Here is a 10,622-nt window from a genome sequence, read left to right on the forward strand (position 1 = left end):
CGTGGGCTCGGAGATGTGTATAAGAGACAGATATAACCCTGACACCGCACGACGAGTTCGGCACCGCGCATCACGCAGTCTCGCCAGATTTCGGGATAGTTACCGTCATCGCAGATAATCAAGCTAATCTTCAGTCCTTTTGGCCCGTCGGAGACGTAGGTACACTTGCCGGGATACCAACCTTCGATCGGCGTCCACGGCATAATTTTCTGATATTTTTGGACGATCTCACCGCGATCGTTCATCAGAATTAGGGTATTGTAGGGGACTTTATTTGGGTGATCTTCATGCCGTTCGCCTGTTAGTGAAAAAACACCCCAAACTTTATTACGAATGCAAGCTTCGGCGAAGATTGCTGTTTCTTCACCGGGCACAGTTGCCGCTGTGTCCATCATTTCTTGCCGATCGTACATGATGCCGTGAGTGGAATATTCAGGAAATATGACCAGATCCATTCCTGGTAGTCCTAGCTTCATACCATTGATCGTGGTTGCAATTTTCTGGCAATTCTCAATTACTTCTGCTTTGGTATGCAGGCGCGGCATTTTATAATTAACAACCGCAACTCCTACAGAGTCTTCACTCGAAGATATATCGCCATGATAAGACACGATCTTTCTCCCTTTACTATATTTAATTGAATCGATCGATAACGCTCGAAGTGTCACATAAAGCTATGAAATAGCTCTCACTGTCGTGCATTCACAATCTTGGTAGTATTAGCGGTCGCCCGATTTGCTTGACAATTCACAAGGCAGAACTGAAACAGATGTCTTTAGCCTTGTTGAATGACGAACAAAATTTTGATTTATTGTAGACATGCTAGGGCATCGAAAAAGTCAATATTGTATCATCAGTTACCTGGTAATAATTATCTTGAGTATTTTCCATAACGGCTACATTTGTCTTGTTAACGAAATAACTAAAGTCAATTTTTGCAACGTTCGGAGCTGTGAACTAAGCTAGTAGATCTCATCTTCAGCTCTCCTATGCTTGGAAAGCGGTCGCCAGATACCAGAACACGCAATTCAGCCTGATAGCTCGATCGAACACCACCAAGATTGACGATCGACACTCAATCTTTAATCTACCGATCGATAGATGCAAAGTTCTGCCATTGTAGTTTAAGGCAAAATAATTAGCCTCAAACAGAGGTTGATTTGTAGCCAAATGTACCAATTTAATTACCAGCAAGATTGCTAGATCGAGCGCAATAAAATTGGTATCGATCTAGATAAAATTATCGAAAATTAGGCAGTCATTGAATTTTAAATTCGATTATTTGGCGATCGAATCAACCAAAAGACGCCAGAAATTACGAGCGATTTAGCGTCGCTATTGCCTTGAACTCACTCTAGCTACAATGTCAAATTATCTATCGAACGAATGATAGAAATCTATTAACTACATACCGCTCCCTGCATGTCTACTGCTAGCGGTTGAGCTTGGGCTTGAATGTTATGGGTTGCCCAGGCTTCGGTCATGGCTGTGGCTACTGCTGGGGCGCGTTCTGCGGTTGTCAGGGCTAGTAAGGTGGGGCCAGCACCGCTGATGACCATGCCATAGCCGCCAGCGGCGACTACGGCGCGCTCGACGTCGGTGTAGCCAGAAATTAGCTTTTGACGGTAGGGTTGGTGGAGGCGATCGGCAAGTGCGGCACTGAGCCAGTCGGGGTTTCCGGTTTCTAAACCTCGCACCATTAAGCCTAAATGGGCGGTATTAAAGATCGCATCGGCACGGCTGTATTCTGTGGGGAGGACGCTTCTGGCTTCTGCGGTGGATAGTTCAAAATCGGGAATTGCCACTACAGGTACGACACTATCGTGCCAAGGAATATCGGCAATCGCCCAACCAGTTGCTGCTGTGGCTGCTAGCCGACAACCGCCAATTAGTGCTGGTACTACATTATCGGGGTGTCCTTCCATCTCGATCGCGAGTTGCATGACTTCGGCGGGTGAGAGTGGGTTTCCGGCGATGGCGTTGGCTCCGAGTAAGCCACCGACGATCGCGGTGGCGGAGCTGCCCAATCCTCTGGCTAGCGGTACGCCTAATTTGATTTCGAGCTGGATGACTGGGGGATCTCGATCGATCCTACTGTAGAGCTTGACAAAGGCTTGATAGGCGAGGTTGCTGGCATCGGTGTTGACTCTAGCAGCTTCCAATCCCCGGACGGCAATGACTAGGCTCTCGGTGTCGATCGGTGTAAATACAAACTCGTTATACAGGCTCAATGCGGCACCGATACAGTCAAATCCCGCTCCTAAGTTAGCGGTGGTAGCAGGAACGCGAACTGTGGCTGTAGTCATCATATGAGTAAATCGGGGAAGAATTAGGAATGGATAATTTAGGACTGTTGCAAACTATACCTAAAGACAACCGCTAAGTAGCAAGATTGTCCGCTATTTAACATTAATTATAAATCAGCCGAGATATCATAAGAGATGTAAATGAATGTCACAGAATGCAAAGTATTTTGACTAGGAGATCGCACTATTGCTGTGAGTGGCATATAAGATGCTAATGTATAGTTAGTCACAAAAAGGTGAGGTAGTTACATTATCCATACGAGATAATCATTTGCAAAAGCTGACGCCGAACTCTAAGGCAGTGTAATCGATCTAGTCAGCATGGTGAGTAAAATTCGCTACAGAGGAAACCAAAGTTTCCACAATTTTTCTGCCTATCTCAACCTTAACTACAACATCATATCCAGTGGGAGATGCTTATGAAGCTTGTGCTCCAGAGTAAGAACATCGAAATTACCGATGCAATCCGCGACTATGTAAATCAAAAAATCGAAAAGGCTGTCAGCCATTTCGAGCAAATTACCACCGGAATAGATGTCAATCTATCGGTTGCTAAAAACCCCCGAATTGCGGCAGCACAGGTAGCTGAAGTGACAATTTATGTCAATGGAGCCATTATTCGCGCAGAAGAAGCCAGCGAACATTTATATGCAAGTATAGACCTAGTTGCCGATAAAATTTCTCGGAAGTTACGTAAGTATAAAGAACGTAATTTTACTAAAAAAGATCGGACGGAAGGATTGAAAGATCTGGGAGAAGAATTAGATTTAGAGTTATTAGATTATAATCTGACCGACAATCGATCGGCGACGTTACCCGCAGAAGTCGTTCGGACAAAATATTTTGCTTTATCTGCATTGACGATCGAAGAAGCAATGGCTCAATTGCAACTAGTAGATCATGATTTTTATGTATATCGGAGCGTCGAAACTGGAGAAGTTAATGTTGTTTATCGCCGAAATCATGGCGGTTTTGGTGTAATTCAACCGCGCCCTGGTAATAATGAAAAAAATGGGCACGATCGCGCGGGTAAAGTAGCGAATGCCAAAGAAGTAGCGTAATTAAATTAGAGCGGTTCGCAAGCTCGCATCTGGCTATTGTCAAGTAACTCTTTGGGGTCGATATCTCGATCGCATTCAAGAGTAAAAGTCGGTAAATTGAGGATTTAAACTCAGCCCGTTAACAATTCAGGAGGATCGTCGATCGATTCTCCTGAATTTTGCTTAGGTAGACATCGAGCTGGGTGGGCTAAAATAGACATAATTAAATTGGGAAATCGTCCCTAGTTGCTAAATCCCTAACCCCCAGCCCCTTAAATGTCTTCTCAGCCTCCAAAAAAGACAATCCTGGCTCAAATTACTCAAGTCGTTCAGCGGACTAAAGTTAACTTTACCCGATTGGCTCTCAAGCCAAATGCCAGAGTCCCCAAACTCCTCGTCCAAGATGCGGACGCCCCCCAACCAGACACCTTTCCGCTATTGGGTGAGAAGTATACCTTGGGACGTAGCTCGCAATCTTGCGATATTGTCGTGCGCAATGAAGTTGTCAGCCAAGTTCACTTGTCATTGAGTCGAGATCGCAAAAAAGGTACGACCTTTTTACTCAAAGATGAAGGTTCGACCAATGGGATTTATCGGGGCAAAAAACGGGTCGATCGGATTACGCTTAGGGACGGTGACACATTTACCCTCGGCCCCCCAGAACTCAAAGCCGCAGTCAAAATTACTTATCTCGATCCGCCTCCTGTCTACCTGAGAGTGTTGCGATATGGATTGTATGGCACTGGTGGGCTGTTTAGCCTAATTTTGCTAGCGGTGCTCGCCGAATCTACCAAAATTGATGTCGATCCTCTCCCAGATGCCAATGGGCCAGTGATGCTCTACGCAGAGGACATGGAAGAACCATTGCGTCCGGCCAAAACGGGCGCGCATAAAGATCTGGCAAAGGTCTCCGACTTCTCGCCCTATTTACCCAAAGCCCTGATTGCTTCTGAAGATAGTCGCTTTTATTGGCATTTTGGGATCGATCCGTGGGGTGTCGGGCGCGCGATCGTCGTCGGACGGCAAAAAGGTAAGATCACTCAAGGTGCGAGTACGCTCACTCAACAGGTGGCGCGTAGTTTATTTCGATCGTATGTGGGTCGAGAGGACAATTTCGCCCGCAAACTGCGCGAAGCCGTAGTCGCGCTCAAATTGGAAGCTACATATAGTAAAGATACAATTTTACTTGCCTATCTCAATCGGGTCTTTTTGGGTGACGATGCTAATGGCTTTGAGGATGCGTCCCAACATTATCTAGGTAAATCCGCTCGCGATTTGACTCTCTCAGAAGCAGCAATGTTAGTCGGAATTCTGCCCGGGCCGAATATTTTTAACCCTTGTATTGAAGATAAACAAGGGCGCAAAGGCACCAAAGCGATCGAGCGACGGAATTTGGTATTGAGTAGAATGCTTGAAACTGGTGCAATTACCCCAGCCGAAGCCCGAGAAGCACGCAGATCGACGATCTCTGCCCGCCCCGAAGCTTGCACCCCCACAAGTAATAGCAAGGCACCTTATATCCATAGCTATGTCTTTCAGGAACTCCAGGAAATTTTGGGAACTGAGACGGCTAAAGAAGGGAATTTTGCGATCGAAACTGGATTGAATCTGAATATGCAGGCTAAAGCTGAAGCCGCATTGCGGCAAAATGTGGCGAATGCTGGCAGTCGCTTTCGGTTTTCGCAAGGTGGAATCGTCACTCTCGATAGTACGACCGGAATTGTCAAAGCGATGGTCGGCGGTGTGGATTATCAAAAAAGTCAATTCAACCGCGCCATTCTCGCCCAACGCCAGCCCGGATCGACATTTAAACTATTTGGCTATGCCGCAGCTATAGCTGGGGGGATCTCGCCGGGAAAGACCTATTCCTGCGACCCGCTCTCCTGGGGGGGTAGAACCTTTCCGGCGTGCAATCATGGGGCGGCGGGTGCGGTAAATATGTTTACGGGATTTACCCTGTCTGAAAATCCGATCGCGCTCAGAGTCGCCAAGGATATCGGCTTGCCCAAAGTCATTGAAACCGCCCAAAAAATGGGGGTAAAATCGAAACTAGACGAGGTTCCAGCACTCGTGCTGGGACAGAGCGTGGTGAATGTGCTAGAGATTACGGGATCTTTTAATGCAGTTGCCGATCGTGGTGTTTGGCGTAAACCCCGCATCATCAAGCGTGTCTACGATACGACTAATTGCGATCTCAAGCAAATCCGCACCTGTCGGGTGATGTACGATGCCACTAAGGAAGACCAATCGAAACGAGTCTTATCTGCTGACGTTGCCGATACGCTAACAACGATGATGCGCGGCGTCGTCACTAGCGGTACTGGCAAAAATGCCGCGATCGGATTAGGGGAAGTCGGTAAAACCGGAACTACCGATGATAATGTGGATCTGTGGTTTATCGGCTTTATTCCCGATAAAAAGGTCACCACTGGCGTGTGGTTGGGTAACGATGATAATTCGCCTACCCAAGGCAGTAGCGCGCAAGCTGCTCAGTTATGGGGCGATTACATGGGTTCGGTATATAAGTAGCTCGATCGGTAAATTGAATGTCTAACGGCTTACCGCTTGACCAGAATATATGCCTTGGTATATTCCGGTAATTTGCGAATATATGCCGTAAAATCATCCTTACTATCGAACACTCCTGCCAAGTAATCTAACTGATGTAAATTGGGTAAAAATGCCCCACCCGTATCGGCAATAATGCCCATTCGTAACTGTGGTTTACCATCAATCGAATTCTCCGTGACGACAATTCTCCCCAAGCCAATATTTAATACGTCTCCCGCAAAAGTTACTCCCGGCTTGAGCGAAATTTTAGTCTCGATCGTTTGACCGTATCCTTTGATTGCCTTGACGGGTTTAAAATACCAATATCGCTTTTGTTCGGTGGGAGCTAGACCTTTAACATAAGGAATATTATTATTGCGATCGACATTAAAAAATGCCGATTTACCATCGTTAAATTTAATTAAGATCGTGCCTTCCATCAAGGCTGATTCCAATCCCTCGCGATCTAGATATGCGAGCGGTTCTACCGCTCCAAATTCTGGCCCTTCCGGTTCGTAGATATTCTTCAAGACATCTTGTTTGGTATACTTGACCCGAAGGGCCTCAATATCGGTACCTGGTTTGAGGGCGTAAATTCCGGCATTGAACTCTTTAGTCGGAGTTCGCGAACCTGGATGTGTAAATACCGCATATTTGGTCATTCTTACCCGTTTTTGCTCTGTGGCGGTAGGATTAAATGCCGTCCATTGGATCGTGCGAAAATTGGTATTTAAAAACTTAGGATCTTGCAGGCGAATCGGTCGTTTGGCTTTGATATCTTGCTGTAATGTCAGCACCATAAAGTCCAAAGTTTTGACAATATCGGCAACTGTTACTCCTTGCTTACCCAAAATCCCCTCGCGCTGGAGATCTGGATCGGTATCTAAGCTATTTTTAAAATATTTACGAGTACTTTTTAAGACTACTAATAAGTCTGCGGGATTAAATTTGACTTTGCTACTCGGTAGACTTGCCGCTTTAAAAATATCCCGACTCTGAGCCATAAATTGAGGCTGCTTTAACTCATCAATGACTTGATAATCGCCAACTTGAGGCAACGTACCCGCAGATGGTAATGGTGCGATTGTGGGGATTGCAGCCGTCGGTGCGGCGGCTGGTGGGGTGGTAGCAATAACGGGAGTGGGCGAACTTATGGCTGTGGAAGCAACACCTGGCGAGGTGGAAACTATTTGTGTGGGAGTAATAACTGGGGTGGGAGATTGAGGTACCGATGATGTGGGTATAGTGCGGGTACAAGCAGTTAACGCGATCGAGCCAATCCCAATTAGTAATCTAAAATATCTCACGCTGGACTTAAATTAAAGGGTTAGGGAGGTGACTTGCGGCAAGATGCGAGCATCCCCAGTTGGAGTTCGATTATCGTTCTGAAGTTGCCTGACAGAAATCCTGATAATCGCTGCGAACTTGCCTAGCATAATTATTAGCATAAATTAGCACCTGTTGTTGCCAATCTATACTTTCGCCAAAATCGAGCAGCTCTTGAGCGATTGCCGCGCCTAATTTACCACTACCATGAAGATGAGCGAAAGCCGTTACTTCGGCCATCGTTTTGACTAATTTTTCGAGTCGATTCTCCAGGGGAGAGGCTTCGCCAACGATGTCGATGTTAGCATCTATTAATTCGACTTTATCTTGTGTGGGCTGGAGTTCTCTTAATAAATAGCTACTATTATTAAAATCGATGGCAGCGAGTAATGCTGGCGGTGCCGATTGCACTAATTGCTCTATCTTCATGACTCTCTGTGCCGAATTTTCCCACTGTGGTTGAGTGTCACTTAAAAATGTTGGTAAAACATAGATCGGCTGCTGTTTGAAATCTAGCAAATAGTTGCGATCTGGCGAACCTTTACCTGCAACCAAAATTAAGTAACGATCGAGTCCCAAACTCCCGGTACCCGCAACGCGAAATCCGATATCTAAAACTTCAAAAAAATCTGGTCGATCTTGAGTTTGCGCCCAATCATAAATTACCCGACTTACTAAATCGTATTTGTCTCGATCGATCTTTAAGATTTTCTCATCATCAAATATGAGCTGACGCCGATCGCCAATTAATTCAGTCCGTTCGTCTAATAACTCCTGGCGTTTGCGACGAGCTAATTTTTTGAGTAAGTCTGCAACAAGTCCCTTGGCATTATCTGCGACGATCGCCCGAATACGTCCCGAGCTGAGTGTCTCTGCATATCTATTCAGATATGTTCGTACCATTTCATCGCCCTCGGCATTATCCAATGATAAACTTTCTGCTGCTAAAAAGATACTCGTCACCAATCGCGTGACATCCCAAGTACAAGGAGCTAGCATCCCTTCATCAAAATCATTAATCCCAAAATAAATTTGGCGATCGGCCCCTTTATAAGCACCAAAATTTTCTAAATGTAAGTCGCCACAAATCCATACATGTGGAGCTGAATTTAGACTAGACGCTACAGGTAAATCTTGATAAAATAGATGACAAGTACCTCTAAAGAATGACAAAGCATTTTTGCGCATCTTACTATATTTGCGCTCTAACATCATCGGATCGCGACCCTCATTAAACGCTTGAATCGCTTCCCAAGCATCTCTAGATCCACTGTTTTCTAATCGATCGCTCATAATCAAACTATTCTCACTCTAACTATCAAAGATCGTTAACTGTGCTTACAGCATTTGTGCTGTTGGGTTTTCTCGTTCCGAGAGGCTACGCCAACGCTTTGCTCTACCCAACCTACCAATTATCAATTATCAATTATCAATTATCAATTAATCTATGCGTCTAATTGGAATTACTGGCGGTATCGGCACGGGAAAAAGTACGGTTACCAACTACTTGCACTCACGATATCACTTGCCAATTTGGGATGCAGATATTTATGCTCGATCGGCTGTTGCAGTTGGTTCGCCAATTTTAACAGCAATTAGTCAACATTATGGTGACGATATCTTACGATCGGATGGAACGCTCGATCGACCCCGACTGGGCGAAATTATCTTTAGCAATCTAGTCGAGCGGCAATGGTTAGAATCACAAATTCATCCCTATGTCCGCCATTGCTTCGATCGAGAAATTAGTCGCCTCCAGCCAGATGCCACTGCCGTACTCGCAATTCCGTTGCTATTTGAAGCAAAAATCACCGATCTGGTCACAGAGATTTGGGTGGTTAGTTGCGATCTGTCTACGCAGATCGAGCGGGTAATGAAGCGCGATCGCATCGATAAAACAGCCGCCATCAAGCGGATCGAGAGTCAAATGCCGCTTGCTGATAAAATAGCCCTAGCAGATGTTAATCTAGATAACTCAACAAATATAACAGATTTGGAACGCCAGATCGATCTGAAAATATCAAATTTAATATGAGTAAGCGTAGAATCGATCGTTCTCTAAATTTCGTAGTGTTATTTGCAAGCTTATTTAGCTCTCTATCGGTGACATTTCTCGTACTGAAGTACGTATTTAACTGGCATTATCCGATCGCCACTTTGTATCGAATGTTCGCGTATCACAACCAATACCCATTTCAATACATCGCGATCGTCTCAGTCGTGTTTGGGATTGTGGGTTCGCACTGGGTCGATCGATACGATCGCACCAAAGGTATACTACGGTGGCAGGAGATCGCGATCGTGATGCTGCTGACGATCGTCATCTCTAGTCCATTCGGCGGAATGCTATGGCAAATCCACGATATGCAGCATGGCTTTATGCCACAGAATTATCTAGGTAAGATCTTTCAAGGAATTAGTTGGGGATTAGCATATGGCTGGTTAATTGCCTTGCTCTCAATCCCGATGAATTTAGTTGGCTTGACAGTTGGATATTTCTCGCTAGATCGGTTAGAAAAGCATTCGAGTATCCGTAACCGATCTTGACCGATCGTGCGAGTATCTTCAAATAGATGTTCGATCGGAGCAGTTAAATCGAGCGTCGATTTTTTGGCGTTGCTAGATCGGGGAATGAAACGATCGGATAAAAGAGCACGTCGATCGTCCCCAGTGCGATTTACCCAGATCGGGCAAGCTAGTCGGGTAATGGGGTAAATGCTGTAAATACCAGATATCCCGTGACAAACTCAGGACATCGCCCAATACCCAACCGATAAATCTAATTGCTGCCAGTAAAGATAACTTCAGGAAACTTGGCTTGAGCTTCAGGTAAGGGACGACCTTTACCTTCTTCTTGCCAGTAATTAATCACTTCAGTAGCCTGGTTGAGAATACCAACTCGATCGACTTCTGCGATCCAGTGCTTGGCTTCTAATTCTGCTTTAAGTTGTTCCCACGCATCGTTGCGAGGCCAGAAAAAATAAGCGGTGAGTGGACTCAATCCTTTCCCAACTACTTGGTCTACGGCTAAAGCAACGTTCTCATCCAACCACAGAACTTTTAAGATAAATTTGGATGTCGTTACTGGTAATGTTTCGGTAATGGTTTCGGGCATATTTGCTGACTAGTTTGGCACACAATCCATCATTATACCATCCTATTGCCGATCGACACTCACCCTAAATGTTAACTAGATCTCGCTGCAAATTTTCGATTCATTCTAGCAACAGGGGTGTCGGTCGATCGTTAGCAAGTATCCTTGTTGGCGATCTCCCGTCACCAAGCGGTTGCCAATGCGCTCGATCGTCAAACTTGAGCTTTAACACTTACGGTTCGCTCATTTTCAGGGAGGGTCATCAGATTGTGGCCCAAGGCAAGTATAAATCTCAACTGGAAAGTT

The 10,622-nt window shown here is 45.4% G+C and carries 10 protein-coding genes; 5 read left to right on the top strand and 5 right to left on the bottom strand.

The features are described from left to right. Positions 1 to 611 (bottom strand): nitrilase-related carbon-nitrogen hydrolase (locus tag C7B77_RS14305; protein ID WP_281261357.1); only part of this gene is annotated, 611 nt, incomplete at its 3' end. 789 nt (positions 612 to 1,400) lie between these two features. Further along, entirely contained in the window at positions 1,401 to 2,309 is a 909-nt protein-coding gene (gene thrB, locus C7B77_RS14315; protein WP_106305886.1) for a homoserine kinase, read from the bottom strand. A gap of 416 nt (positions 2,310 to 2,725) precedes the next feature. Here thrB and hpf point away from each other — a divergent pair, with 416 nt between their 5' ends. Together hpf and C7B77_RS14325 are read left to right on the top strand one after the other, a co-directional pair. After that, positions 2,726 to 3,367 (top strand): ribosome hibernation-promoting factor, HPF/YfiA family, encoded by a 642-nt coding sequence (hpf, locus tag C7B77_RS14320; RefSeq protein ID WP_106305889.1) that lies wholly within the window; start codon positions 2,726 to 2,728, stop codon positions 3,365 to 3,367. A 255-nt stretch (positions 3,368 to 3,622) separates the two neighbouring features. Then, entirely contained in the window at positions 3,623 to 5,875 is a 2,253-nt protein-coding gene (locus C7B77_RS14325; protein WP_106305892.1) for a transglycosylase domain-containing protein, read from the top strand. A 29-nt stretch (positions 5,876 to 5,904) separates the two neighbouring features. Here the strand turns inward: C7B77_RS14325 and C7B77_RS14330 are convergent, their stop codons facing one another. Together C7B77_RS14330 and C7B77_RS14335 are read right to left on the bottom strand one after the other, a co-directional pair. Beyond that, positions 5,905 to 7,203, bottom strand: coding sequence for a hypothetical protein (locus C7B77_RS14330; RefSeq protein ID WP_106305895.1), 1,299 nt, complete (start codon positions 7,201 to 7,203; stop codon positions 5,905 to 5,907). Positions 7,204 to 7,273: 70 nt separating this feature from the next. Continuing rightward, positions 7,274 to 8,515 (bottom strand): DUF2252 domain-containing protein, encoded by a 1,242-nt coding sequence (locus tag C7B77_RS14335; protein ID WP_106305899.1) that lies wholly within the window; start codon positions 8,513 to 8,515, stop codon positions 7,274 to 7,276. Positions 8,516 to 8,669: 154 nt separating this feature from the next. Between C7B77_RS14335 and coaE the strand changes: the two genes are divergently transcribed. Then, positions 8,670 to 9,257, top strand: a complete 588-nt coding sequence (gene coaE / locus C7B77_RS14340; RefSeq protein ID WP_106305902.1) for a dephospho-CoA kinase — start codon at positions 8,670 to 8,672, stop codon at positions 9,255 to 9,257. Next, positions 9,254 to 9,769 (top strand): hypothetical protein, encoded by a 516-nt coding sequence (locus C7B77_RS14345; protein WP_106305905.1) that lies wholly within the window; start codon positions 9,254 to 9,256, stop codon positions 9,767 to 9,769. Before coaE ends, C7B77_RS14345 begins: the two co-directional genes overlap by 4 nt. Before the next feature lie 232 nt (positions 9,770 to 10,001). Here C7B77_RS14345 and C7B77_RS14350 read toward each other — a convergent pair whose 3' ends face one another. Continuing rightward, entirely contained in the window at positions 10,002 to 10,337 is a 336-nt protein-coding gene (locus tag C7B77_RS14350) for a 30S ribosomal protein PSRP-3 (protein WP_106305908.1), read from the bottom strand. 68 nt (positions 10,338 to 10,405) lie between these two features. Between C7B77_RS14350 and C7B77_RS30755 the strand changes: the two genes are divergently transcribed. After that, a partial coding sequence (locus tag C7B77_RS30755; protein ID WP_219892154.1) for a hypothetical protein occupies positions 10,406 to 10,622 on the top strand: 217 nt, incomplete at its 3' end.

The sequence above is a fragment of the Chamaesiphon polymorphus CCALA 037 genome, from assembly GCF_003003845.1.
Lineage (GTDB): Bacteria > Cyanobacteriota > Cyanobacteriia > Cyanobacteriales > Chamaesiphonaceae > Chamaesiphon > Chamaesiphon polymorphus.